The 24,904-nt window shown below is 71.0% G+C and carries 25 protein-coding genes; 15 read left to right on the forward strand and 10 right to left on the reverse strand.

The window, feature by feature from the left end; translation table 11 throughout:
* Nucleotides 1–11 precede the first annotated feature (11 nt).
* A complete protein-coding gene (locus AB0D59_RS39740; protein ID WP_362575984.1) occupies nucleotides 12–1,112 on the reverse strand; it encodes a DUF5937 family protein in 1,101 nt (366 codons plus the stop codon).
* Between the two features lie 100 nt (nucleotides 1,113–1,212).
* Here AB0D59_RS39740 and AB0D59_RS39745 point away from each other — a divergent pair, with 100 nt between their 5' ends.
* Nucleotides 1,213–1,419 (forward strand): hypothetical protein, encoded by a 207-nt coding sequence (locus AB0D59_RS39745; protein ID WP_362575985.1) that lies wholly within the window; start codon nucleotides 1,213–1,215, stop codon nucleotides 1,417–1,419.
* A 116-nt stretch (nucleotides 1,420–1,535) separates the two neighbouring features.
* Here AB0D59_RS39745 and AB0D59_RS39750 read toward each other — a convergent pair whose 3' ends face one another.
* A complete protein-coding gene (locus tag AB0D59_RS39750; protein WP_362575987.1) occupies nucleotides 1,536–2,714 on the reverse strand; it encodes a beta-eliminating lyase-related protein in 1,179 nt (392 codons plus the stop codon).
* Between the two features lie 198 nt (nucleotides 2,715–2,912).
* Here AB0D59_RS39750 and AB0D59_RS39755 point away from each other — a divergent pair, with 198 nt between their 5' ends.
* From AB0D59_RS39755 to AB0D59_RS39800, 10 genes are all read left to right on the forward strand, one after another.
* Nucleotides 2,913–3,851, forward strand: coding sequence for a DUF2520 domain-containing protein (locus AB0D59_RS39755; protein WP_351748853.1), 939 nt, complete (start codon nucleotides 2,913–2,915; stop codon nucleotides 3,849–3,851).
* Entirely contained in the window at nucleotides 3,848–4,849 is a 1,002-nt protein-coding gene (gene panC / locus AB0D59_RS39760) for a pantoate--beta-alanine ligase (RefSeq protein WP_362575989.1), read from the forward strand. The genes AB0D59_RS39755 and panC overlap by 4 nt, the downstream gene beginning before the upstream one ends.
* The gene (locus tag AB0D59_RS39765; protein WP_362575990.1) at nucleotides 4,846–6,567 is read left to right on the forward strand and encodes an L-aspartate oxidase; all 1,722 of its coding nucleotides are present in this window, start codon (nucleotides 4,846–4,848) and stop codon (nucleotides 6,565–6,567) included. Before panC ends, AB0D59_RS39765 begins: the two co-directional genes overlap by 4 nt.
* Before the next feature lie 5 nt (nucleotides 6,568–6,572).
* Nucleotides 6,573–7,550, forward strand: a complete 978-nt coding sequence (nadC, locus tag AB0D59_RS39770; protein WP_362575992.1) for a carboxylating nicotinate-nucleotide diphosphorylase — start codon at nucleotides 6,573–6,575, stop codon at nucleotides 7,548–7,550.
* Between the two features lie 4 nt (nucleotides 7,551–7,554).
* Nucleotides 7,555–8,352 carry a type III pantothenate kinase gene (locus AB0D59_RS39775; protein ID WP_362575994.1) on the forward strand — a complete coding sequence of 266 codons (798 nt, stop codon included), beginning with the start codon at nucleotides 7,555–7,557 and terminating at the stop codon, nucleotides 8,350–8,352.
* A gap of 142 nt (nucleotides 8,353–8,494) precedes the next feature.
* A complete protein-coding gene (locus AB0D59_RS39780; RefSeq protein WP_362576056.1) occupies nucleotides 8,495–9,112 on the forward strand; it encodes a hypothetical protein in 618 nt (205 codons plus the stop codon).
* A gap of 298 nt (nucleotides 9,113–9,410) precedes the next feature.
* Nucleotides 9,411–9,602, forward strand: coding sequence for a hypothetical protein (locus tag AB0D59_RS39785; protein ID WP_362575996.1), 192 nt, complete (start codon nucleotides 9,411–9,413; stop codon nucleotides 9,600–9,602).
* A 155-nt stretch (nucleotides 9,603–9,757) separates the two neighbouring features.
* Nucleotides 9,758–10,195, forward strand: a complete 438-nt coding sequence (locus AB0D59_RS39790) for a BlaI/MecI/CopY family transcriptional regulator (RefSeq protein WP_362575998.1) — start codon at nucleotides 9,758–9,760, stop codon at nucleotides 10,193–10,195.
* 9 nt (nucleotides 10,196–10,204) lie between these two features.
* Entirely contained in the window at nucleotides 10,205–10,738 is a 534-nt protein-coding gene (locus AB0D59_RS39795; protein ID WP_351712168.1) for an amino-acid N-acetyltransferase, read from the forward strand.
* A 278-nt stretch (nucleotides 10,739–11,016) separates the two neighbouring features.
* Nucleotides 11,017–11,352, forward strand: coding sequence for an Lsr2 family protein (locus tag AB0D59_RS39800; RefSeq protein WP_351748637.1), 336 nt, complete (start codon nucleotides 11,017–11,019; stop codon nucleotides 11,350–11,352).
* Here AB0D59_RS39800 and AB0D59_RS39805 read toward each other — a convergent pair.
* Nucleotides 11,331–12,095, reverse strand: coding sequence for an SCO3374 family protein (locus AB0D59_RS39805; RefSeq protein WP_362576000.1), 765 nt, complete (start codon nucleotides 12,093–12,095; stop codon nucleotides 11,331–11,333). The genes AB0D59_RS39800 and AB0D59_RS39805 overlap by 22 nt on opposite strands.
* 430 nt (nucleotides 12,096–12,525) lie before the next feature.
* Between AB0D59_RS39805 and AB0D59_RS39810 the strand changes: the two genes are divergently transcribed.
* Nucleotides 12,526–15,051, forward strand: coding sequence for an ATP-dependent Clp protease ATP-binding subunit (locus AB0D59_RS39810; protein WP_362576002.1), 2,526 nt, complete (start codon nucleotides 12,526–12,528; stop codon nucleotides 15,049–15,051).
* 143 nt (nucleotides 15,052–15,194) lie between these two features.
* Here AB0D59_RS39810 and AB0D59_RS39815 read toward each other — a convergent pair whose 3' ends face one another.
* Nucleotides 15,195–15,797, reverse strand: a complete 603-nt coding sequence (locus tag AB0D59_RS39815) for an HAD family acid phosphatase (RefSeq protein ID WP_362576004.1) — start codon at nucleotides 15,795–15,797, stop codon at nucleotides 15,195–15,197.
* A gap of 444 nt (nucleotides 15,798–16,241) precedes the next feature.
* On the opposite strand from AB0D59_RS39815, the gene AB0D59_RS39820 reads away from it, so the two are divergent.
* Nucleotides 16,242–16,793, forward strand: coding sequence for a M23 family metallopeptidase (locus AB0D59_RS39820; RefSeq protein ID WP_362576006.1), 552 nt, complete (start codon nucleotides 16,242–16,244; stop codon nucleotides 16,791–16,793).
* Between the two features lie 13 nt (nucleotides 16,794–16,806).
* On the opposite strand, the gene AB0D59_RS39825 is transcribed toward AB0D59_RS39820, so the two are convergent.
* Entirely contained in the window at nucleotides 16,807–17,406 is a 600-nt protein-coding gene (locus AB0D59_RS39825) for a TetR/AcrR family transcriptional regulator (RefSeq protein ID WP_362576008.1), read from the reverse strand.
* A 159-nt stretch (nucleotides 17,407–17,565) separates the two neighbouring features.
* Here AB0D59_RS39825 and AB0D59_RS39830 point away from each other — a divergent pair, with 159 nt between their 5' ends.
* Nucleotides 17,566–19,170, forward strand: a complete 1,605-nt coding sequence (locus AB0D59_RS39830; RefSeq protein ID WP_362576010.1) for an MDR family MFS transporter — start codon at nucleotides 17,566–17,568, stop codon at nucleotides 19,168–19,170.
* 121 nt (nucleotides 19,171–19,291) lie between these two features.
* On the opposite strand, the gene cseC is transcribed toward AB0D59_RS39830, so the two are convergent.
* The 5 genes from cseC to AB0D59_RS39855 form a co-directional block, all read right to left on the reverse strand.
* Nucleotides 19,292–20,656 (reverse strand): two-component system sensor histidine kinase CseC, encoded by a 1,365-nt coding sequence (cseC, locus tag AB0D59_RS39835; RefSeq protein WP_362576011.1) that lies wholly within the window; start codon nucleotides 20,654–20,656, stop codon nucleotides 19,292–19,294.
* An 11-nt stretch (nucleotides 20,657–20,667) separates the two neighbouring features.
* Entirely contained in the window at nucleotides 20,668–21,372 is a 705-nt protein-coding gene (gene cseB, locus AB0D59_RS39840; RefSeq protein WP_362576013.1) for a two-component system response regulator CseB, read from the reverse strand.
* Nucleotides 21,373–21,403: 31 nt separating this feature from the next.
* The gene (locus AB0D59_RS39845; protein WP_362576015.1) at nucleotides 21,404–22,072 is read right to left on the reverse strand and encodes a hypothetical protein; all 669 of its coding nucleotides are present in this window, start codon (nucleotides 22,070–22,072) and stop codon (nucleotides 21,404–21,406) included.
* Nucleotides 22,060–22,599 (reverse strand): SigE family RNA polymerase sigma factor, encoded by a 540-nt coding sequence (locus AB0D59_RS39850; protein WP_351748657.1) that lies wholly within the window; start codon nucleotides 22,597–22,599, stop codon nucleotides 22,060–22,062. Before AB0D59_RS39850 ends, AB0D59_RS39845 begins: the two co-directional genes overlap by 13 nt.
* Before the next feature lie 267 nt (nucleotides 22,600–22,866).
* The gene (locus AB0D59_RS39855; protein ID WP_362576017.1) at nucleotides 22,867–23,742 is read right to left on the reverse strand and encodes an A/G-specific adenine glycosylase; all 876 of its coding nucleotides are present in this window, start codon (nucleotides 23,740–23,742) and stop codon (nucleotides 22,867–22,869) included.
* Between the two features lie 267 nt (nucleotides 23,743–24,009).
* Here AB0D59_RS39855 and AB0D59_RS39860 point away from each other — a divergent pair, with 267 nt between their 5' ends.
* The gene (locus tag AB0D59_RS39860; RefSeq protein WP_362576019.1) at nucleotides 24,010–24,855 is read left to right on the forward strand and encodes a hypothetical protein; all 846 of its coding nucleotides are present in this window, start codon (nucleotides 24,010–24,012) and stop codon (nucleotides 24,853–24,855) included.
* Nucleotides 24,856–24,904 lie beyond the last annotated feature (49 nt).

The raw sequence follows: 24,904 nt of genomic DNA on the forward strand, positions 1-24,904 counted from the left end.
GCCCGCGCGCCCTAGCGGAGTATCCCTTCCAGGAAGTCGCTGCCGAGGCGGGCGACGACCGTGACGTCCAGCTGGTGCAGTACGTACCGGCCGCGGCGGCGCGTCGTGACGAGGCCCGCCTTCTTGAGCACGCCCAGGTGCCGGGACACCTCGGGTGCCGACAGGCCGTGCACCTGCGCCAGCTCGCTGGTGGTGTACGCGCTGCGCGCCAGGTACCGGCACAGCCGCATCCGGACGGGATGGGACAGCGCCGCCATCCGCAGCGTGAGAGCCTCCACCGACGCCGGTGCGGCGAGCTCCGGCGAGCCGACCGGATAGTGCAGCACCGGCTGCCAGCCATGGCGGTGCAGGACCATCAGGTGCGGCCAGCCGAGGCTGGTGGGCACCAGCAGCAGGCCGTCGGCCTCGGCCACGGCGTGGCCGTCGGTCAGCTTGTCCACGGTGATCCGTGCGCCCGCCTCGTCGAGTGTCACGACCGGCGAGACCGCCGCGAGCGCCTCGGCCAGCCCCTTGCGGCGCAGCAGCTCCGTCTTGTGCCGGGCGTCCGCCGCCAGCTGGTGGCGCAGCCGCGACCAGGCCTCGTCGAAGAACGCCTCGGCGCAGTCCTCCAGGAACCGGCGAAGCCACGCGCGCACACTCGGCGGATCGTCGAGCAGCCGCTGCGCGAACCGGACCTGCTGCGGACCGCGTGAGGCGGCCACCTCCAGCGCCCTGCGGCGCCCCACCGGATCCGACAGGAGGGCCGGCGCCCGCGTGTCGTAGGAGAGCACGCACGTGAACTCCAGAGCCGCGTCCACGAACTGGTCGTCCGTCAGCTTGTCCAGCTGGCCGAGCTCCTCGGTCAGCGTGCCGCCCGGGACGGCGCCGGGAACGGCCGCGTACGGCAGGAACAGGTCCGAGAACGTCGACCGCCACAGAAAGTCCGCCTCGCACATCCGGTCGGCCAGATGCGGCTCCATCCGGGCGGTCACGCCGGTCACCCAGCCCTGGAGGCCGGGATGGTGCCCCGGTTCGGACAGCGCGTGCAGCGCCATGCCGAGCTCGGCCAGGGGCGAGGGCACGACGGCGACCCTCTCCGGCCGCAGCCCCGTTATGTCGATACGCACGCTCATGTCCCCATCGTGCACCCCGCCACCGACAACGCCTCCTTCGATTGACGGGCGCCGTCAATCGACGCGACGGCGGCACGGCGGGCGCGCAGGCTGGGGAGCCATGAGCATCGTCCAGCAGTACTTCCTCGACACCTACCGCGCTCAGCAGCACGGGGAGCCCGCGCCGCCCGCGCCCGGCGCGCACGACATGCGCGTGGCGCGCGAGGCACATGAGTACCGACGTTTCCGCGCCGTCGTCGCGGGTCGGCCGGCGCGGGGGCGGATCCGGGGGGCTCTGGTGCGGTGGGTGCGCCCGCGCGCGTGGTGAGGGCGTGCGCCGGTCGCCCACGGGGTGCCAGGTGCCTTGCGACGGCGAGTGCGGGTCGTGCGTGGTTGCTCGCGCACGTCCCCGCACCTCTGAACGGGCGTTCCGGAACGGGGCCTCTAGGGCAACCGTGCCACGAAGTCCGCGACCGCCGCCCGCACATCCGCCGCCGTCCACTCAAGGCCCGCCGCCGTCACGGTCACCTCGGTCGTGGCCAGCCCCGGTCCCTTGGCCTCCCAGGGGCCGTTGAACAGGTAGGTGCCGGTCTCCTCCGCCTGGCGCACCGCCGCCTCCAGCAGCACCTCGCCGTCGTACGGCAGCCAGACCTGGAACTGGTGGGTGTGCGGTTCCTCGGGGAAGACGCGCGCCCAGGGAAGGCCCGCCTGGGCGAAGCCCTCGCGCAGCGCCGCGGCCACCACGCGCGCGTGCCGTACGAAGTCCGGCAGGCGGGGCAGCTCGCGCTCCAGGCCGGCCAGGGCCGCGAGCGCGGTCGGGAACTGCTGGAAGACCGTCCCGCCGTACCGGTGCCGCCAGGTCTTCGCCTCCTCGACCAGAGACTTCGGGCCGGCCAGCGCGGCGCCGCCGAATCCTTCGAGGGACTTGTAGAACGACACGTAGACGCTGTCCGCCAAGTCCGCGATCTCCTGCAGGGGGCGCCCGAAGTGGACGGTCGACTCCCACAGGCGCGCGCCGTCGAAGTGCACCACCGCGTCGCGCTCCCGCGCCGCCTCCACGACCTCCGTGAGCTCCTCCCAGGAAGGCAGCACGTAACCGGCGTCCCTGAGGGGAAGCTCCAGCATCAGTGCCCCGAAGGGCTCCTCGAAGTCGCGTATCTCCTGGGCCGTGGGCAGCCGGGGCTCAGCGGTGACGCGCACCGGGCGCAGGCCGGCGACCTCGCGGAAGGCGTCGCGTTCGTGGACCTCGGGGTGGGCGAGGGCGTGCAGGGCGACCGTGGGGTTGCCGGTGCGGGCCGCCCAGCAGCGCAGAGCCACCTGCTGGGCCATCGTGCCGGTCGGGAAGAACGCGGCGGCCTCGGTGCCCAGCAGGGCGGCGACGCGCGCCTCCAGGGCCTCGACGACTCCGTTGCCGTAGACGTCCCCGGGTTCGTCCAGGTCGTACACCTCGGGTGCCGCTTCCTGGAGCCGCGCGAGCCGTTCGCGCAGCGAGGCGCGGCCGCCCACGCGCGCGAGGACGCGTTCGGCCTTCCGGTAGGCGGCGGTGCGCCGCTCCCGCATCCGCTGTTCCGCCGATCCGGGTTCGTTCGGTTGGTCGTCCTGGGTGGTCGCCGTATCGCTCATGCCCTGGATGATGCCGTCACGCGGCACCGGCCGGCCTCGCATTTTCCGCCCCGGAGGCGGTCCGCAGGGACGCCCGGGGCGATGTGACCGGTCACCCACAGCCTGTGGACAGCCAACTTGGGCCGAACCCGATAGCGTTAACATGACGAGAAATCGTCCGGTACCCAGAGCGGACTGGAACGGGAAGGCCACCGTCGCGTGAGTACAGTCCAACAGCCAGACCCCAGTGACCGCCCCGCGCGGCTCACCGTCGGCGTCGTCGGCGCCGGTCGGGTGGGCCCCGCGCTCGCCGCGTCCCTGCAGCTCGCCGGGCACCGCCCGGTGGCCGTCTCCGGTGTCTCCGACGCCTCCCGGCGGCGCGCCGAGGCGATGCTGCCCGACATCCCGCTGGTACCCCCCGCCGAGGTCCTCCAGCGTGCCGACCTGGTGCTCCTGACCGTCCCCGACGACGCCCTGCCCGGCCTGGTCGCCGGCCTCGCCGAGACCGGCGCCGTACGGCCGGGCCAGCTGCTCGTGCACACCTCCGGGCGATACGGCGCCAAGGTCCTGGACCCGGCCCTGCGTGCGGGCGCGCTGCCGCTGGCCCTGCACCCGGCCATGACGTTCACCGGGACACCGGTGGACGTCCAGCGGCTCGCGGGCTGCTCGTTCGGGGTGACCGCGCCCGAGGAGCTGCGGCTGGCCGCCGAGGCACTCGTCATCGAGATGGGCGGCGAGCCGGAGTGGATCTCCGAGGAGAACCGCCCGCTCTACCACGCGGCCCTCGCCCTCGGCGCCAACCACCTGGTCACCCTGGTCGCCCAGTCCATGGAACTGCTCCGCACGGCCGGTGTCGAGGCCCCCGACCGGATGCTCGGCCCGCTGCTCGGCGCCGCCTTGGACAACGCCCTGCGCTCCGGCGACGCGGCGCTGACCGGGCCGGTCGCGCGCGGGGACGCGGGCACCGTCGCCGCGCACGTCACGGAGCTGCGCCGGCACGCACCGCAGGCCGTCGACGGCTATCTGGCGATGGCCCGCGCCACGGCCGACCGGGCGCTCGCCCAGGGTCTGCTGAAGCCGGAACTCGCCGAGGACCTCCTCGGCGTCCTCGCCGGCGGCACGAACGGCACCCACGGCACCGAGGGGAACACCCGATGAGCACCGCCCTGCTGCGCACCGCCGACGAGCTGCACGCGCGCGTGCGGCACGGCCGCCGTGCCGTCGTGATGACCATGGGCGCCCTGCACGAGGGCCACGCCACGCTGATCCGGAGCGCGCGCGAGATCGCCGGCCCGGACGGCGAGGTCGTCGTCACCGTCTTCGTCAACCCGCTGCAGTTCGGGGCAGGTGAGGACCTCGACCGCTACCCGCGCACTCTGGACGCCGACCTGAAGATCGCCGAACAGGCGGGCGCGGACGCCGTGTTCGCCCCGTCGGCCGAGGAGGTCTACCCGGGCGGCCAGCCCCAGGCGCGGGTCACCGCGGGGCCGATGGGCACGCTTCTGGAGGGCGCCTCGCGGCCCGGGCACTTCGACGGCGTCCTCACCATCGTCGCCAAGCTGCTGCACCTCACCCGCCCCGACGCGGCCCTGTTCGGGCAGAAGGACGCCCAGCAGCTGGCCGTCATCCGGCGCATGGTGCGGGACCTGAACTTCGGCATCGAGATCGTCGGCGTGCCGACGGTGCGCGAGGCCGACGGGCTCGCGCTCTCCAGCCGCAACCGCTATCTGTCGGCCGACGAGCGCCGCACGGCGCTCACGCTGTCGCGCGCGCTGTTCGCCGGACGCGACCGGCACGCGGCGCAGGAGGCGTTGCGGGCGCGGGCGCGAGAGGTGCCGTCCACGCGGGCGCGCGCCGAGGCGCTCAGCGCCATAGGGGAGTCCCGCGCGGCCGCCGACGCGCATGCCGTCGCCAAGGCCGTGCCGAACGCCGCCGCTGCCGTCCGCGCGGCCGCGCGGACGGTCCTGGACGAGGCCGTCCACTACGACCCGCCGCTCGCACTGGACTACCTCGCCCTGGTCGACCCCTCCGACTTCACCGAGATCGACGACGACTTCACCGGAGAGGCTGTCCTCGCCGTCGCCGCCCGGGTCGGGACGACCCGGCTGATCGACAACATCCCGCTCACCTTCGCCGCTCCCGGAGCCGCCTCGTGACCAGCACAGGCATACGACTGCACGCACCCGCCCCCGGGTGGTCCATCGACGCGGACGTGGTGGTGGTCGGGTCCGGCGTCGCCGGCCTGACCGCCGCCCTGCGCTGCGAGGCCGCCGGACTGACCACGGTCGTCGTCACCAAGGCGCTCCTCGACGACGGCTCCACCCGCTGGGCCCAGGGCGGCATCGCGGCGGCGCTGGGCGAGGGCGACACCCCCGAACAGCACCTGGACGACACCCTGGTCGCGGGCGCGGGCATGTGCGACGAGGGCGCCGTACGGATCCTCGTCACCGAGGGCCCCGACGCGGTACGGCGGCTGATCTCGACCGGGGCCCACTTCGACACCGACGCGGACGGCGACATCGAGCTCACGCGCGAGGGCGGCCACCACCGGCGTCGGATCGTGCACGCGGGCGGGGACGCGACCGGCGCGGAGGTCTCGCGCGCGCTGGTGGAAGCGGCTCGCGCGCGGGGCGTGCGGATGATCGAGAACGCGCTGGTGCTCGACCTGCTGACCGACGCCGAGGGGCGCACAGCGGGTGTGACCCTGCACGTGATGGGCGAGGGCCAGCACGACGGCGTGGGCGCCGTGCACGCCCCCGCGGTCGTCCTCGCCACCGGCGGCATGGGTCAGGTCTTCTCCGCGACCACCAACCCGTCGGTGTCCACCGGCGACGGCGTGGCGCTCGCGCTGCGCGCCGGCGCGGAGGTCTCCGACCTCGAATTCGTCCAGTTCCACCCGACCGTGCTGTTCCTCGGCGCCGACGCGGAGGGCCAGCAGCCGCTGGTCTCCGAGGCGGTGCGCGGGGAGGGCGCGCACCTGGTCGACGCGGACGGCGTGCGCTTCATGGTCGGCCAGCACGAGCTGGCCGAGCTCGCGCCCCGGGACATCGTCGCCAAGGGCATCATGCGGCGCATGCAGGAGCAGGACGCCGAGCACATGTTCCTGGACGCCCGCCACTTCGGCGCCGACATGTGGGAACACCGCTTCCCGACGATCCTGGGCGCCTGCCGGGCGCACGGCATCGACCCGGTCACCGAGCCCATCCCGATAGCACCGGCCGCGCACTACGCCTCCGGGGGCGTGCGCACCGACGCGCGCGGGCGCACGACCGTGCGCGGGCTGTACGCGTGCGGCGAGGTCGCGTGCACCGGCGTGCACGGCGCGAACCGGCTGGCCTCCAATTCCCTCCTGGAGGGCCTGGTCTACGCCGAGCGCATCGCCGCGGACATCACCGCGCGGCACGCGGAGAACCGCCTCCACGCGCGTGTGCCCGTCCCGGTCCCGCACCCCGACAAGCCCGCGCACCCGCTGCAGGCCCCCGAGGCGCGGTTCGCGATCCAGCGGATCATGACCGAGGGCGCCGGTGTGCTGCGCTCCGAGGAGTCCCTGGCCAGGGCCGCCGAGCAGCTCCAGCGCCTGCACACCGAGGCCCGTGACGCGCTCGCCGAGAACGGCAAGACCGCCGAGCCCGGTGTCGACACCTGGGAGGCCACCAACCTCCTGTGCGTCGCGCGGGTGCTCGTCGAGGCGGCCCGGCGCCGCCAGGAGACCCGCGGCTGCCACTGGCGCGAGGACCACGCCGACCGCGACGACACCGCGTGGCGCCGCCACATCGTCGTACGGCTGAATCCGGACCGCACGCTGGCCGTGAGCACCACCGACACCGCAGACTTCCCCCCGACCCGGCCGCACCAGCCACCCCAGGAGCAGTGACAGACGTGAGCACCAACGACCTTCCCCTCGCCGACGGCGGAGGCTGCGGCGACGGCTGTGCCTGTGGCGCCGAGGGCGACGAGGAGTACCTGGAGTGCGGGCTCGACCCCGCGCTCGCCGAACTCCTCGCCGCCGCCGGACTCGACCCCGTGGAGGTCGAGGACATCGCCAACGTGGCCATCCAGGAGGACCTGGACAACGGCGTGGACGTGACGACCGTCGCGACGATCCCCGAGGAGGCCGTGGCGACCGCCGACTTCGTCGCGCGCGAGGCGGGCGTCGTCGCGGGGCTGCGGGTCGCCGAGGCCGTGGTCTCCGTGGTCTGCACGGACGAGTTCGAGGTCGAGCGGCACGTCGAGGACGGCGACCGGGTCGAGGCCGGACAGCCGCTGCTGTCGATCACCACCCGCACCCGCGACCTGCTCACCGCCGAGCGCAGCGCGCTCAACATCCTGAACCGCCTCTCCGGCATCGCGACCGCCACGCGCGCGTGGGCGGACGCGCTGGAGGGCACCACCACGCGCGTGCGGGACACCCGGAAGACCACTCCGGGGCTGCGCTCCCTGGAGAAGTTCGCGGTGCGCTGCGGCGGTGGCGTCAACCACCGGATGTCGCTCTCCGACGCGGCCCTGGTCAAGGACAACCACGTGGTCGCCGCCGGCGGCGTCGAGCAGGCCTTCAAAGCGGTCCGCGAGGCCTTCCCGGACCTGGCGATCGAGGTCGAGGTCGACACCCTGCACCAGTTGCGCGAGGCCGTCGACGCGGGCGCCGACCTGATCCTGCTGGACAACTTCACGCCGGGGGAGTGCGAGGAGGCCGTGGCGATCGTGCACGGGCGCGCACTCCTGGAGGCGTCCGGGCGGCTCACCCTGGACAACGCGCGGGCGTACGCCGACACCGGCGTGGACTTCCTGGCCGTCGGCGCCCTCACCCACTCCTCGCCGATCCTGGACATCGGCCTGGATCTGCGCGAGGCGGAGTGATCCCATGCTCCTCACGATCGACGTCGGCAACACGCACACCGTCCTCGGGCTCTTCGACGGCGAGGACATCGTCGAGCACTGGCGCATCTCCACGGACGCGCGCCGTACCGCCGACGAGTTGGCGGTGCTCCTCCAGGGGCTGATGGGCATGCACCCGCTGCTCGGTGACGAACTCGGCGAGGGCATCGACGGGATCGCGATCTGCGCGACCGTGCCGTCCGTGCTGCACGAACTGCGCGAGGTCACGCGGCGGTACTACGGCGATGTGCCGGCCATTCTGGTGGAGCCCGGTGTGAAGACCGGGGTGCCGGTCCTGACCGACAACCCCAAGGAGGTCGGCGCGGACCGGATCATCAACGCGGTCGCCGCCGTCGAGCTGTTCGGCGGGCCGGCGATCGTCGTCGACTTCGGTACGGCCACGACCTTCGACGCGGTGTCCGCGCGCGGGGAGTACGTCGGCGGTGTGATCGCCCCCGGTATCGAGATCTCCGTGGAAGCGCTGGGCGTCAAGGGCGCGCAGCTGCGGAAGATCGAGGTGGCGCGGCCCCGGAGCGTGATCGGCAAGAACACGGTGGAAGCCATGCAGTCGGGCATCGTGTACGGCTTCGCCGGACAGGTCGACGGAGTGGTCGGCCGGATGGCACGGGAGCTGGCGGACGATCCGGACGACGTGACGGTGATCGCGACGGGCGGGCTGGCGCCGATGGTGCTGGGGGAGTCCTCGGTGATCGACGAGCACGAGCCGTGGCTGACGCTGGTCGGGCTGCGGCTGGTGTACGAGCGGAACGTGTCGCGGATGTGAGGCGACGGGGGCCGGGGGTGCGCGCGACGGGCGGCGGCCAGGTGGGTGGCCCCGTCGCGCCACACCCTGCCCCCTATGTCGAGTTTGTCTGATTTACGCGTATCTTCGGTCCATGCCCACGCCATACGGATCCCGCGGCGGCATGGCGTTCGGTGCGGAGGAGCTGCGTGTGCTCCGCCGTGCTCTCGCCCTTGCCCTTCACCCTGGTCCCGCCTCCGCCGAGGACATCAAGGACTGTCATCGGCTCGCCGAGTCGTTCGACGAGGCGATGCGTGAGGGGGCCCGGCTGCGTGCCTTCCTGGTGGCCGATCTCGTCCGCTACCGCGCGGCCCTGCCGGGGACCGTCGCCGGTTATCTCGCCCTCCTGGAGGAGGCGCTGGGTGCCGGACACCGACCCACCCCGGACGACCTCGCCGCGCTGCGGGCACTGCGCGGGAACCCCGGAGCCGCCACGCTGCTCCACCGTTGCCAGGAGCTCGCGGAGCGTGATGTGCGGGCCCGGCTCGCACAGGGTGCCCGCAAGGTGCCCGCACCGGCTGTTCCGGCGTCCAGGGTCCGTCTGACGGCCCTGCCGGGCGGTGCGGCCAAGGAGCCGGAGAGGAAGCCGAAGGAGAAGCCCGCCGAGCGGCCCGCCCCGCAGCCCGCGGCCCCCGAGCCCGTAGCGCCGAAGCGGCCCATTCCGACCCCGGGCGAGGTCTTCCCCCGGCGTCGGCCCACCCCGCCGCCCGCCGGCTCACAACAGCGGCTCGCCGCCGGCTGAGCGGGCCGCCGGGCGGCCGGCAGAGCGTCCGACCCAGCGGCCGGCAGAGCATCCGACCGGACGACGGCACGCCAAGAGGCAGACCCGAACAGCCGGCCGAGCAGCAGGCCGAAACGGCAGACCGAGCAGCAGACCGAACGGCAGACCGGGCGGCCCGCCAGCGGGCCGCCCGGCAGCCCGGTCTGCTGCTCGGCGGCACCGGGCCGAGCCGCCCGGGAAAACGGCAGCTCGCGCGCATTGCGCGACGCTTCGCCCACCCCGCCCCTTTCGCCCGGTCTCCCGTGGCTACTCTGGACGCATGGACTATGTCTCCGCGCTCCTGCCCCCGGTCGTCATGGCCGTTTTCTTCATCGGTCTGGTCCGGGTGATCGTGAAGACCCAGGGCGGCGCCGCCAAGGCCAAGGAGGACGCCGCCGTGGACGCCGCCCTCGCGCGCGCCGCGCGCGGAGAGAGCGCCCCGCAGGCCTCCGCCCCGAGCGGCGACGCCTGATCGCGGACCGCACCCCCGGGCGTACGACGTGCCGCACGGCGACAGCCTGCCTTCCGAGTCCTGCGCCCTTTTTGTTCGCCTTTGTCAACGAAAGTGCACGTCCGGCACGCCATTGGCGGGATCTCCCACTATTGTTCTGAGTTGTGCCTCGCCCATTGGGAGAACTCGAAGACGCGGTCATGACGCGGGTGTGGAAGTGGAACCGCCCGGTGACCGTTCGGGAAGTCCTGGAAGACCTCCAGCAGGAACGGTCCATCGCGTACACCACCGTGATGACCGTTTTGGACAATCTCCATCAGAAGGGCTGGGTGCGGCGGGAGGCCGAAGGGCGTGCCTATCGATATGAGGCCGTCTCCACCCGGGCCGCCTACGCCGCTGCCCTCATGAACGACGCGTGGTCCCAGAGCGACAACCCGGCCGCGGCTCTCGTCGCCTTCTTCGGGATGATGAGCGACGAACAGCGTCAGGCTCTGCGGGACGCCGTGCGGATCGTGCAGGGTCCGGATAGGCCGGAACAGCAGGAAGAACGCGAAGGCCGGGAAGCCCCGCAAGAGGAGAACCCCGGCTCCATGGCGGACCGCGGCGGGCGATAGCGTCCGCTCATGTCAGCGATGCGCCCCGAAGTCACCGCAAAAGCCATCACCGTCCGGCGGGCCAGGACCGGCGATGTCCCGGCGGTGCGTCGGCTCCTTGACGCGTACGTCCGTGACCGCATCCTCCTCGACAAGGCCACGGTGATGCTTTACGAGGACATCCAGGAGTTCTGGGTCGCGGAACGCGACGACAACGCCGAGGTGGTCGGCTGCGGCGCACTGCACGTGATGTGGGAAGACCTCGCCGAAGTGCGCACTCTCGCGGTGAAGCCGGGCCTCAAGGGCGCTGGCGTCGGCCATCAGTTGCTGGAGAAGTTGCTGGAGACCGCGCGTTGGCTCGGTGTTCGCCGAGTTTTCTGCCTGACCTTCGAAGTCGAGTTCTTCGGCAAGCACGGCTTCGTGGAGATCGGCGAGACGCCCGTGGACACCGATGTCTACGCGGAGCTGTTGCGTTCCTATGACGAGGGTGTCGCGGAGTTCCTCGGACTCGAACGAGTGAAACCGAACACCTTGGGCAACAGCCGGATGCTTCTGCATCTGTGATCGCCGAGAGGGATCGCGGCGGACAAGAGGCATCGGGGCGGAGTTGGCAGGAGATCGGACCGCTATTCCGGGCATCCCGCCTTGCCCAGGTGCCCTATGTCCGAAACGCGCATGTTTCCGGACGGGAGCGGGCCCCTCGGTCTCTCCCAGGGGTTTGTGTTTTTCACGCAAAAGCGGTTTGCTTTCCGACGTACTGCAGTACTGCATATAACAAGGGGCGGCGAAACGGCGGACGCCGCAGACCCCCGGCCCTCAAGTTATCGATGAAAGGAAATCCGGTGGCACAGAAGGTTCAGGTCCTTCTTGTCGACGACCTCGACGGCGGCGAGGCGGACGAGACCGTGACGTTCGCGCTGGACGGCAAGACGTACGAGATCGATCTCACGACCGCCAATGCGGACAAGCTGCGCGGCCTTCTCGACGCCTATGTCAAGGGCGGTCGTCGTACCGGTGGCCGTGCTTCGGGCGGACGTGGAAAGGCCCGTGCGGCTGCCGGCGGCAGCCAGGACACCGCGCAGATTCGCGCGTGGGCAAAGGAGAACGGCTACGAGGTCAACGACCGCGGCCGTGTTCCGGCGACGATTCGCCAGGCCTACGAGGACGCCAACAGCTGACTGTCCTCCGACCGGCGGCCCACACGCCACAACCGGATCCGGTGGCACTCGGTGGCCACCGTGTCCACCAGCCGTACGAGATCGGGGGCGCCCCCAACGCCCCCCATGGCCGACCCCGTCGACAGCGTCGACAGTCTCGGCAGCGAGTCCTCGAGCTCGCATCCCGACTCGGGGGGCCGCAACCAGACGGCGGCCCCCTGCACGGCTGCCCGGGGTTCCACCGGCTCGACGGGGCCCTCGACGGCTTCGGAAAGCGATCGGGTCCCGGTGGGGACCGGCTCGGGTCGCACCGGAGCGTCCATCCGGCCGTGCGCGCCCAGCGCCCGCAGGTCCAGTGCCAGCGCGCCCCACTCCAGCCAGTCCAGCAGCCCCGGCAGCTCCTCCGCGCTGCCCGCGGCCACCAGCAGCCGCATCCGGTCGCCCCGGAGCGCCACCGGAGAGCCCGACCCCAGATGCCTGAGCGCCTTCGCGCCCGCCGGGGCCGGTACGTCCAGCACGTCGAAACGCACGCCTGTGACCAGCCGCAGCGGTTCTCCGGGCGTCTCGGGCACTGTCGTCCAGCCCAGATCGTTCTCGTACCAGTGCCGGAGCCGGGCCGCCCGCCCGTCCGGCCCGACAGCGCGACCGGGACCCGGTGCGAGGACGCAACCGGAATCGGACGCGACGGCGGAATCGACACCGCGACCGAGTGGACGACGGGGGTGAGGGACCGTTGAAGCGGCCAGAGGGACTGTGCCAGCCATGCCAAGTGAAACCGTCGCAAGCCCGCCAGAGTTACGCTGGGTGTGCGTGCGAATGCGTAGCGTGCCGGAAAAGAGGGCCTGTGGAGGTCCGGAGGGACGCAAGGTTGTTCGCCCATAGCGGAGGGACCGGGGGCATACGGCATGGACTGTCAGTCCGGACGGGTAAGACATCCCTAGTGGGAGGGGGCGACACGCAGGCGAGGCCGTCTCACGTTCGCCATCGGCGTACTGACGGAAGGGGTAACTGCCTGGCCTGCGGGAACATCGTCTCGCACCATCGGGTTGGAGCAGATGTCGGCGTTCGGGGTCAGGAGGCCATCGACGGTGTCGGCAGTTGGAATGAGCGGTCCCCGCTTGCGGGACTAAGCTGCGGAAGGACAGAGAGGGGAAGTTCCCCCCACTGCCTGACCGCTCTGAGGAGCGATTAACGATGTTCGAGAGGTTCACCGACCGCGCGCGGCGGGTTGTCGTCCTGGCTCAGGAAGAAGCCCGGATGCTCAACCACAACTACATCGGCACCGAGCACATCCTCCTGGGCCTGATCCACGAGGGTGAGGGTGTCGCCGCCAAGGCCCTTGAGAGCCTCGGGATTTCGCTCGAGGCGGTCCGCCAGCAGGTGGAGGAGATCATCGGGCAGGGGCAGCAGGCCCCGTCCGGGCACATCCCCTTCACCCCCCGTGCCAAGAAGGTCCTGGAGCTGTCGCTCCGCGAGGCCCTTCAGCTGGGCCACAACTACATCGGCACGGAGCACATCCTGCTCGGCCTGATCCGTGAGGGCGAGGGCGTCGCCGCCCAGGTCCTGGTCAAGCTGGGCGCTGATCTCAACCGGGTGCGGCAGCAGGTCATCCAGCTGCTCTCCGGTTACCAGGGCAAGGAGACCGCCACCGCCGGCGGCCCTGCCGAGGGCACTCCCTCGACGTCCCTGGTCCTTGACCAGTTCGGCCGGAACCTCACCCAGGCCGCTCGTGAGTCCAAGCTCGACCCGGTCATCGGGCGCGAGAAGGAGATCGAGCGGGTCATGCAGGTGCTGTCCCGCCGTACCAAGAACAACCCGGTCCTGATCGGTGAGCCCGGCGTCGGCAAGACCGCCGTCGTCGAGGGCCTCGCCCAGGCCATCGTCAAGGGCGAGGTGCCCGAGACCCTCAAGGACAAGCACCTCTACACCCTGGACCTCGGCGCCCTGGTCGCCGGCTCCCGCTACCGCGGTGACTTCGAGGAGCGCCTGAAGAAGGTGCTCAAGGAGATCCGCACCCGCGGTGACATCATCCTGTTCATCGACGAGCTGCACACGCTGGTCGGTGCGGGTGCCGCCGAGGGCGCCATCGACGCGGCTTCGATCCTGAAGCCGATGCTGGCCCGCGGTGAGCTGCAGACCATCGGTGCCACCACCCTGGACGAGTACCGCAAGCACCTGGAGAAGGACGCGGCCCTGGAGCGCCGTTTCCAGCCCATCCAGGTCGCCGAGCCGTCCCTGCCGCACACGATCGAGATCCTCAAGGGTCTGCGTGACCGGTACGAGGCCCACCACCGGGTCTCCATCACGGACGAGGCGCTGGTCCAGGCGGCCACCCTGGCCGACCGCTACATCTCGGACCGCTTCCTGCCGGACAAGGCGATCGACCTGATCGACGAGGCCGGTTCCCGGATGCGCATCCGCCGGATGACCGCTCCGCCGGACCTGCGCGAGTTCGACGAGAAGATCGCCGGCGTCCGCCGGGACAAGGAGTCCGCGATCGACTCGCAGGACTTCGAGAAGGCCGCCTCCCTCCGCGACAAGGAGAAGCAGCTCCTGGCCGCCAAGGCCAAGCGGGAGAAGGAGTGGAAGGCCGGCGACATGGACGTCGTCGCCGAGGTCGACGGCGAGCTGATCGCCGAGGTGCTGGCCACGGCCACGGGCATCCCGGTCTTCAAGCTCACCGAGGAGGAGTCCTCGCGTCTGCTGCGCATGGAGGACGAGCTCCACAAGCGGGTCATCGGCCAGGTCGACGCCGTCAAGGCGCTGTCGAAGGCGATCCGCCGTACGCGTGCCGGTCTGAAGGACCCGAAGCGTCCCGGTGGCTCGTTCATCTTCGCCGGCCCGTCCGGTGTCGGTAAGACCGAGCTGTCCAAGGCCCTCGCCGAGTTCCTCTTCGGTGACGAGGACGCGCTGATCTCCCTCGACATGTCGGAGTTCAGCGAGAAGCACACGGTGTCGCGTCTCTTCGGTTCGCCCCCCGGCTACGTGGGCTACGAAGAGGGCGGCCAGCTGACCGAGAAGGTCCGCCGCAAGCCGTTCTCCGTCGTCCTCTTCGACGAGGTCGAGAAGGCCCACCCGGACATCTTCAACAGCCTGCTGCAGATCCTGGAGGACGGTCGCCTGACCGACTCCCAGGGCCGGGTCGTGGACTTCAAGAACACGGTCATCATCATGACGACCAACCTCGGTACCCGGGACATCTCCAAGGGCTTCAACCTGGGCTTCGCGGCCACGGGCGACACGAAGTCCAACTACGAGCGCATGAAGAACAAGGTGTCGGACGAGCTCAAGCAGCACTTCCGTCCCGAGTTCCTCAACCGCGTCGACGACGTGGTCGTCTTCCCGCAGCTCACGCAGGAGGACATCCTGCGGATCGTCGACCTGATGGTCGGCAAGGTGGACGAGCGCCTGAAGGACCGGGACATGGGCATCGAGCTCTCCCAGTCCGCCAAGGAGCTGCTGTCCAAGAAGGGCTACGACCCGGTGCTGGGCGCGCGTCCGCTGCGTCGCACGATCCAGCGCGAGATCGAGGACACCCTCTCCGAGAAGATCCTTTTCGGCGAGCTGCGTCCCGGTCACATCGTGGTCGTCGACACGGAGGGCGAGGGCGAGGCCAAGACCTTCACCTTCCGGGGTGAGGAGAAGTCGGCGCTCCCCGACGTCCCGCCGATCGAGCAGGCGGCCGGCGGAGCCGGCCCGAACCTGAGCAAGGAGGCGTAGCCCCTCGGGGTTCGCCTAAGAAAGGGGCCGGTGCTTTCGAAGCACCGGCCCCTTTCGCGTACCGCCGCGCGGGCTGCCGTGGGACTACGACAGCTGCCGCGTGGGCTGCGGTGGGGCTACGCCAGCTGCCGCGCGCCGCGGGACTACGACAGCTGGCCGTTGTAGTCCGGCAGCTTGTACGTCTTCTCCGCGTGGCCGCCCGAGAGGTCCGTGGCGCTGTTGCCGACGTTCGCGATGATCGTGTAGCCGTTGTTCTCGATGTCGACGCGCTGGGCGGTCTTGTAGGCGGCGACGTCCTTGAAGAGGTCGAAGAGGCCGCGGACGTACAGGCCGGAGACGTCGTAGCCGTCGTGTTCGAGGTTGTACTCGGTCGGCAGGTAGATGATGCCCGGGCGGGCCGTGACGAAGAACAGGGAGACGCCGTGCTCCTGGGCGTACCTGGCGACGTTCAGGACCGGCTTGTTGGCCGGCTGGGGGAAGCTGAAGCCGAAGTCGGTCTCCAGGGTGGTGTTGTCGATGTCGAAGACGATCGCCTGCCGCTCGCCCGGCTTGGCGGCGGCGATGCGCTGCTTCAGGTAGGGCAGGGCCTGGTCCATCACGGACTGGCAGTCCTCCTGCCAGGTGGCGTAGTCGACCGTGGTGGAGTTGCTCTCCGTCGCGGCCTGGGCCGGCGCGGCCATCCCGGCGAGCGCGGCCACCAAGACGGCGGTGACGGACATGCGGCGGGTCCAGGTGACTGTGGTCATCGGTTCGGGTGTCCTCTCACGTCCACGGCTGTGTCAGGGGCATGGTGAGTGGAGGATATGGCGCGTAGGGAACCGGGGGGTTACTTGCGGGTAGGTCGGGCGAGGTGTGGGTCACATCCCGGCGGCTTCGGGTCTCGGTCGCCGGTGACATAGCGCACGGGCGAAATGCCCGTTACTAGCCCGGATAGTGGGACTCAGACGGGCGTAAGGGGACTTTTTGCCCCATCCTCCTTGGTCGGGCGGGGCAGCAGGGTCCGGGTTGCCTGGCCGGATGCGCTCTGTCAAGAAAGGGTCAACTTTGCGCATGGGTACTAGGTGATGTCGTAGATGGGCGTGTTTGAACGGTGCGCGGCTTTCGGGTTACCAAGAGATGCCCCGTTCGGCGGCTGTCAGTGTCAGCCGGCGCCGGAGGGGGGTCCCCGTTGTCTACTCCACGAGGTTCCGATGTCCCTGCGCGCCGCTCTCCGTACCCCCCGTACGTCCTCGCTCCGCAAGCGGGCCGCCGTCATGGCAGCCGGTGTCGGAGTCACGGCCGTGGTGGGGTCGGGGGTCGCGTCGGCCGCCACCTCCAGTGCCGCCGCCTGGATCGACCCGGTGCAGAAGTACACCCTCTCCGCGAGCTTCGCCCAGGCCGGCGGCATGTGGGCCGCCAAGCACAGCGGCCAGGACTTCGCGGTGCCGACCGGCACCCAGGTCGTCGCCGCCCACGGCGGCACCGTGGTCAAGGCCGGTGGCAACGGCGCCGGTGACGGTCCCGCGTACGGCAACGCTGTCGTCATCAAGCACGCCGGCGGCCAGTACTCGCAGTACGCCCACCTGTCCCGCATCAACGTCAAGGTCGGGCAGATCGTCAGGACCGGTCAGCCCATCGCGCTGTCCGGCAGCACCGGCAACTCCACCGGGCCGCACCTGCACTTCGAGATCCGTACGACCCCGAACTACGGCTCCGCGGTCAACCCGGTCGCCTTCCTCCGTGCCAAGGGCGTGACCGTCTGACCGGCGTGATCGCCTAGACGGACGGGCCGGAACCCCGGTGGGCCTGGGTCACCAGGTCCAGGGCGACCTCCAGAACGGCTTCCTGCTTCTTGGCGGGGTCGCCCTCCAGGTCCTGCATGACGAACATGCCCGCGTGCAGCGTGAACATCGCGCTGATGCAGCGGACCTGGTCGGTCAGGGGCGCGTCCGGGTCGACGAAGATGCTCCGCAGGCCGCGCATCCGGTCCTTGAAGGTGTCGCCGATCCGCAGCTCCCGTACGGTCGCCTGGTTCTCCTGCATGAAGCGGAACAGCGGTCCGGCCTCGGCCAGCGCCCGGCTGTAGCGCCGTACGATCTCCAGCTTGATCTCCAGGGTGTGCGGCTGCCCCTCGCCCCACTCGATCAGGTCCTGGATCGGCTGTGTCAGGTCCTCGAAGACGCTGACCAGGATCTCTTCCTTGGTCTTGAAGTGGTAGTACAGGGCTGCCTTGGTCACGTCGAGGCGCTCGGCGATCTCCCGCAGGGAGGTCTTCTCGTAGCCCTGCTCGGCGAAGAGTTCGAGCGCCACGTCCTGGATGCGCTGGCGGGTGTTGCCCCGGCGCTGCTGCTTGGTGCCGTCCATGGTGACGCCCATCCTCTTACTCCTCGCACTCCCGCGAAAACTCGCCCTGCCGGATACCGGCGTCCGCTCCGAGAACTTACTTGACGACCGGCTAATGACAGGTCTACCTTCCCAGTGTACTGAACTAGCCGGGCGGCAAGTAAGTAGCTGCCGCCAGGGGGAGTGGGAGAGATGGCGGACACCCAGGCGGCCGAGACCGGCCAGGAAACACCGGGGGCACCCGAAGCGGTCGGGCAACCGGAGAAAGAGCCGAAGAGCGTACGGGTCGTAATGCTCGCGCTCATGGTCGCGATGATGCTCGCGATGCTCGACAACATGATCGTGGGCACCGCGATGCCGACGATCGTGGGCGATCTGGGCGGCCTCGAGCATCTGTCGTGGGTCGTGACCGCGTACACCCTCGCCACCGCCGCGGCCACCCCGCTCTGGGGCAAGCTCGGCGACATGTACGGGCGCAAGGGCGCCTTCCTGACCTCCATAGTCATCTTCCTGATCGGCTCCGCGCTCAGCGGGATGGCCCAGGACATGGGCCAGCTGATCGGGTTCCGGGCCATTCAGGGGCTCGGCGCCGGTGGTCTGATGGTCGGCGTCATGGCGATCATCGGTGACCTCGTGCCGCCCCGTGAGCGCGGCAAGTACCAGGGCATGATGGCCGGCGTCATGGCGCTCGCGATGATCGGCGGCCCCCTGGTCGGCGGCACCATCACCGACAACTGGGGCTGGCGCTGGGCCTTCTACATCAACCTGCCGCTCGGCGTGGTCGCGCTGGCCGCCGTCACTGCCGTACTGCACCTGCCGAAGAAGCGGAGCAAGGCGCGCATCGACTACCTCGGCGCCGGTCTGCTGACCCTCGGCATCACCTCGATCGTGCTGGTCACCACCTGGGGCGGTTCCCAGTACGCCTGGACGTCCGCGCGGATCATGGAACTGATCGCCATCGGCGTCGCCGCGCTGATCGGGTTCGTCTTCTGGCAGACCAAGGCCGCCGAGCCGGTGCTCCCGCTGCACATCTTCCGCAGCGGCAACTTCACCCTGATGTCGATCATCGGCTTCATCGTGGGCTTCGTGATGTTCGGCGCCACGCTCTTCCTGCCGCTGTACCAGCAGTCCGTGCAGGGCGCGTCCGCGACCAACTCAGGTCTGCTGCTGCTTCCGATGCTCGGCGCGATGCTGGTGACCTCGATGGTCGCCGGGCGGGTCACCACCAGCACCGGCCGCTACAAGGTCTTCCCCCTCGTGGGCGGGGTGCTCCTCACCGTCGGGCTGTACCTGCTGTCCACGATGGACACCGACACCACGCGGTTCGTCTCCGGCGTGTACATGGCCGTCGTCGGCCTCGGCATGGGCTGCCTGATGCAGATCACCATGCTGGTCGCGCAGAACAGCGTGGAGATGAAGGACATGGGTGTCGCGTCCTCGTCGACCACCCTGTTCCGTACGCTCGGCTCGTCCTTCGGTGTCGCCATCATGGGCGCGATCTTCAACAACCGGGTCCAGGACGAGATGGCCGCACGGGCCGGGGGGCTGGGCTCGAAGGTCACCGAGCAGTCGGCCTCGCTGGACGCGGCGAGCCTGGCGAAGCTGCCGGCCGCGGTGCGCGAGGCGTACCAGCACGCGGTGTCGGCCGGCACGCACTCGGCGTTCCTGCTCGGTGCCGTGATCGCCGTGGCGGTCGTGGTGGCGTCGGTGTTCGTCAAGGAGGTGCCGCTGCGCGGCGGCTCCCAGAAGGCGGGCTCCGACGAGGCAGCACCGCTGCCGGTGGTCGAGGCCGTCTGAGCAACGCGTGCGGGTGGTTCCGGGGACCGAGCGTCTCCGGGGCCACCCGCTTTCGGCTGTCACGCCTTGAGCCGGCCGCGCCCCGAGTCGGCCGCGCCCCGAGCCTCAGCCGCTCAGTGGCTCACCGGCTCGCCTGTGTCGGTCCCGGCAGCATCGGGTAGCTTCCCGTCGCCGTCGGGGCGTGCTCCGGCAGCCACAGCACGGCCACCGCGCCCTCCGCGCGGATGTGCTCGGGCGCGCCCGCCGACCGGACGTTGCGGAAGGTCAGTCGGGCTCCCAGGACGCGGGCCTGGCCGGCCGCGATGGTCAGGCCCAGTCCGTGGCCCTGCCCCGCGCGGTCCTCGCTGCCGGTGCGGAAGCGGCTCGGGCCCTCCGAGAGAAGCTTCTCGGGGAAGCCGGGGCCGTGGTCGCGGACCCGGATGACCCGGCCCTCGACGGTCACCTCGATGGGCGGCTCACCGTGCCGGGCCGCGTTGGCGAGCAGGTTGAACAGCACCCGCTCCAGGCGGCGCGGATCGGTGGTGACCTCCGACTCGTGCACCACCCGCACCTCGATCGCCGGATCCTTCGCGGCCACTCGCCGGGCGACGAACTCGCCCAGCATGATGTCCTGGAGCTCGGCCCGCTCGGAGGCGCTGTCCAGCCGGGCCACCTCCAGCACGTCCTCGACGAGGGTGCGCATCGCCTTCGCCCGGTCGAGGACCAGCTCGGTCGGACGGCCCGGCGGCAGCAGTTCGGCCGCCGTGAGCAGCCCGGTCACCGGCGTACGCAGCTCGTGCGCGATGTCGGCCGTCACCCGCCGCTCGGCCTCGAGGCGTTGCTGCAACGCGTCCGCCATGGCGTCCACGGCGCGCGCCAGGTCGTCGGTCTCGTCCCGTACGACCCCGCCGATCGCCTCCCGCACCCGCACGTCCGGCTCGCCCTGGGCGACCTGGTTGGCCGCGGCGGCCGCCTTGCGCAGCCGCCGCGAGAGCTGCCCGCCGATCAGCACGCCGAGCGCGCTGCCGCCGAGCACGACCGCGATGGAGCCGATGACGAGGGCCTGGTCGAGGTCCTTGAGCACGTCGCTGCTCCGGTTCGGGAAGGTCCCGTGCAGGGACAGCACCCGCCCGTCCTTGGCCTGCACCGCCGCCCAGATGTCCGGCGCGCCGCCGTGGTCGATGACATCGGTCGCCCGGCGGCCCGCGTCCACCCGCACGCGCAGCGCCGGCGGCAGCCGGGGGTCGTTGACCTTGACGTCGGGGAAGTTCGCCCGCCCGTACAGCTCGTAGTTGCGCTGGCCGATCTGCAGCCGCTCGTTGGCCAGCTCACGTGCGTTGTCCAGCATCGAGACCCGGGCGGCGTTGTGCACCACCAGGCTCAGAGCGATCGCGACGAGCGCGCCGACCAGCGCGATCGCCGCGCTCAGCTTCCACCGGAGCCCGGTGCGCAGCTGCGGACCTCGGTGCCGAATGGATCTCCGGATGGATCTGATGAGCCCCCGCATGACCGCCCCGCTCAGGCCTTCAGCTTGTAACCGAAACCGCGGACCGTCTCGATCCGGTCCTGGCCGATCTTCGTACGCAGCCGCTGCACATGGACGTCGACGACCCGGGTGTCCCCGCCCCAGCCGTAGTCCCAGACGCGTTCCAGCAGCTTGTCGCGGGAGAGTACGGTCCCCGGTGCCGAGGAGAACTCCAGGAGCAGCCGCATCTCGGTCGGGGTGAGCGCGACCGGCTGTCCGGCCCGGCGCACCTCCATGCCCTCGGTGTCGATCTCCAGCTCGCCGAAGGTGAGCGGGAGGCCGGTCACCGTGGCCGCGTCCTCGTGCGGCCGGTCGCCGCCGCTCGCGTGCCCGAAGCGCCGCAGTACGGCACGGATCCGGGCGACCAGTACCGCGCCGTCGAACGGCTTGGTGACGTAGTCGTCGGCGCCCGCCTCCAGACCCAGCACCACGTCGATGGAGTCGGCGCGCGCCGACAGCATGATCACCGGCACCGTGGACTCGTCGCGGATGCGCCGGCACAGGCTCACCCCGTCCAGGCCCGGCACCATCACGTCCAGCAGGGCGATGTCGGGCCGATCGGCGCGGAACGCCTCCAGGCCCGACAGGCCGTCGGGCATGGCGGTGACCGCGAAGCCGTCCCGCTCCAGGGCGAGCTGGGTGGCCTCGCGGATGACGTCGTCGTCCTCGACGAACAGGACGTGGGTCTGGTCTGCCATCCCTGCTCTCTCGTGTGCTCGGTTGGGGGGTTCAGTTGGCCGGGGAGGGGACCGGCGTGGCGTCGCCGCTGCCGGTCGCGTTGCCGTAGTCGGTGTGGTGGAAGTCCTGCTGGACGAAGCGCCCCGCGGCCCAGCTGTAGGTGATCACGTTCTCACCGGACGGGCTCGACACCGGGTCGCCCCTCTCGTACACCTGCTTGGTCACGCTCAGATCGCCCCGGTCGATCTCCGCGTAGACCGGGGACTCCTCGGCCTTGAACACATTCTTGTACGTGCCGCTCTCCTCGCGGTACACGTACGCCCCCACCCCGACCGCCTCCCCGCAGGTCAACACGTTCACGACGATGTCCTCGGCCGGGCCGCCGGTCAGATCGCCGTAGGTCACGTCGACCGGGTACTCGTCGCCCGCGCACGGCTTCAGGTCCCGCTTCACCGTGCCCGAGACCGCCGGATCGGCCTTCACCAGGGCGACCGCGTCGACCTTCGCATACGTCTGGGAGGGGTTGGGCGAGGGGACGGCGGCGGCCGAGGCCTTCTCCGTCGTGCCGTCGTGCGCCGGACCCTCGTCCCGGGCGCCGGTGCCGCCGGTGCCGCAGGCGGCGGCGAAAAGGGCGAGGGCGGCGAGCACGGCCGCCGCCGTGGTCACCGCCTGTGCACTCGCCGAGCCCCGGCTGGGCCCTGTGCCGGTCAGGCCGCGCAACGCTCCTGCTCCTCACGCTCCAGCGCGCGTGCGTCGAGGTCGCGTGACTCCAGCTCCTCGCGGAGCCGGGCGAGCGCCCGGTGCAGCGTGCTCTTGACCGTTCCGGCCGACATGCCGAGGGCGGCGGCCGTCTCCTCCGTGGACATCTGCTCCCAGTGTCGCAGCACGACGACACTGCGCTGCTTCGGTGCCAGAACCTTCATGATGTCCATGAGGAGTGCGCGGTCCGCGTGCTGCTCCGTGGAGTCCTCCACGCAGGCGTCGGGCAGCTGCTCGGTCGGGACCTCCTCCAGCTTCCGGGCCCGCCACCACTCGGTCCGCGTGTTGATCATGACCCGGCGCAGATAGGCGTCCGCGAGCCGCTTGTCCTCGATGGTCTCCCAGCGGCCGTACGTCCGGACCAGCGCGGTCTGGAGCAGGTCCTGGGCGTCCGTCGGGTCCGGGACCAGCCGGCGGGCGCTGCGCAGCAGCGCGTCCTGTCGCGTGCGGACGTACTCCTCGAATTCGAGCACCTCGCCCTGCGCCATGATCAACCGCCTCCCGATCCCCGTTTTCCCCGGCCCTGTGCCTGAGTTCCTGCTGTCCCGCAGTCCTGGCGGGCACAGAAATGAAGTTACGGACCTGTTGTCACGGGGCTGTGCGGAGCAGCCTGCGGGTAGCAATCGGCTGTCCGTCGGTTGTGTAACGGAAGTAGGCGCGGGGTAAGAGGGCGTGGCCTTATGGCCGGTTATCTGGCGATTTGCCAGGCGGTCGGGGTCGTAACACAGCCCCTTCTCCTGTGATGTGGCTGTACGTCAGCCCAGCGGCAGCCGATACAGACCGCCCGCGAGTGGCTCCACCAGCCCGTCCGAGACCAGTCCGTCCAACGCGCGGGCCCGCTGCACCGGCTCGTGCCACACCCGGTCGAGCGCCGCCTGCGGCACGGGGGCGTGTGCCTCGCGCAGCACCGCCAGCAGCTTGCCGCGCACCTGCCGGTCGGTACCGGCGTACGTCTGCCCGCGCCGTGGCGGCCCCTCGTGCTCCGGCTTGCCGGCCAGCCGCCAGGCGCACTCCCCGGCGATCGGACAGCGCGGGCACGTCTCGTTCTTCGCCGTGCACACCAGCGCGCCGAGCTCCATGGAGGCGGCGGCCCAGCGGGCGGCGGTCCGCTCGTCCTCGGGCAGCAGCTCACGGGCGAGCTTGCGCTCGGCGGCGGTGGTGGCGTTCGGCGGGTACTGCACACCGGTCACGGCCCGCGCGAACACCCGCCGCACATTGGTGTCGAGCACGGCATGCCGCTGCCCGTACGCGAAGGAGGCGACGGCCGCGGCGGTGTACTCGCCGATGCCCGGCAGCGCGAGCAGCTGCGCGTGATCCGTCGGTACGTCGCCGCCGTGCCGTTCCGTTATGGCGACGGCGGCGCCGTGCAGCCGCAGGGCGCGGCGCGGGTAGCCGAGCCGGCCCCAGGCGCGCACCGCCTCGCCGGGCGCCTCGGCGGCGAGGTCGGCGGGGCGCGGCCAGCGGGCCAGCCACTGCTCGTAGACGGGCAGCACCCGGCTGACCGGGGTCTGCTGCAACATGAACTCGCTGACCATCACCCCCCACGGGCCCGCCTCCGGGCGGCGCCAGGGGAGGTCACGGGCATGGACGTCGAACCAGGCGATCACGGGGGTGTGGAGCTTCTCAGTCATGGCCCTTCCGATCCTGCCACGTCCGGCCACGGCTGGGTTGGACGTGGATCACGGCGGGGCCGGGGCGGCCGCCGGTCCGTGCCTGCCCTTCGGGCGCCTGTCCTCGGGATCCGCCTTCGGGATCCGCCCTTGGGGCCGGTCCTTCGCGGCTGTCACGCGAAGAGGGGGTGAGCCGAGGGGAGTTGCCGAAATGATGATCCGGAAAAGTTGAGGTTTGAGCGGCGGGTGGGGCGAGGAAGTGCACGGATCTCTCGTACAGTTTGCGCCGTGGGATCTCTGCGCAATCCGGTCGGGCCGCTTCCCTCCTCCATCTACTGGCGACGGAGGGTCGTCATGGTGTCCGTCGTCGCCGTGCTGGCGCTGCTGATCACCTGGATCGTCACGTCGAGCGGCGGGGGCGGCAAGAAGGGCGCCGACGGGGCCGACGGCAAGAATCCCGCGTCCACGATCACGCCGGGGCCGTCCGGCAGCGGGCCGGCGATCAGCCAGGCGCCGGGCGGGCGGGACGAGTCGAGCGGGGGCGGCGGCGCGTCGTCCAGCACGGGCACCGGATCTGGCTCCGGCTCCGGTTCCGACGGCGGGAGTTCGGGTGGATCGGGCGGCGGCTCGTCGTCCGGTTCCGGCGGTTCTTCGGGGTCCTCGTCGGGCTCGGGGGACGTCACCTCGGGCTCCGGCGGTACGGTCGCCTCGCTGCCGGGTACGTCCACGCTCCCCAACTGCACCGCCTCGGCCGTGTCGTTGAGCCTGAAGAGCCTGCACAACTCGTACTCGCCGGAGCAGACGCCGACCTTCGAACTCACGGCGAAGAACACGTCGTCCAGCGACTGCAAGGTCGATCTCGGGCCGAAGAACGCGGTGTTGACGATCACGCCGGCCAGTGCGGACGACAGCTACTGGTCGTCGGAGGACTGCCCCGGGACGGCGGGGACCCTGTGGTACCGGGTGCCGGCGGGGAGCAGCATCACGTACACCCTGAAGTGGGACCGCAAGCCGAGCGCTCCCCAGTGCGCGACGCCTTCGGCGGGATCGGCGGGCTCAGGCACGTACCTGCTGGAAGCCGCGACCCCGGGCTTCACGAAGGCGCAGGCCTCCTTCGTCCTGGCGGCGGACTGACGCGCCCCGTCAGGGGCGCGGGGCACCGCGCGACCAGCCCCCCACCGGC

It is taken from the genome of Streptomyces sp. NPDC048417, from assembly GCF_040651615.1.
Taxonomy (GTDB): Bacteria; Actinomycetota; Actinomycetes; order Streptomycetales; family Streptomycetaceae; genus Streptomyces.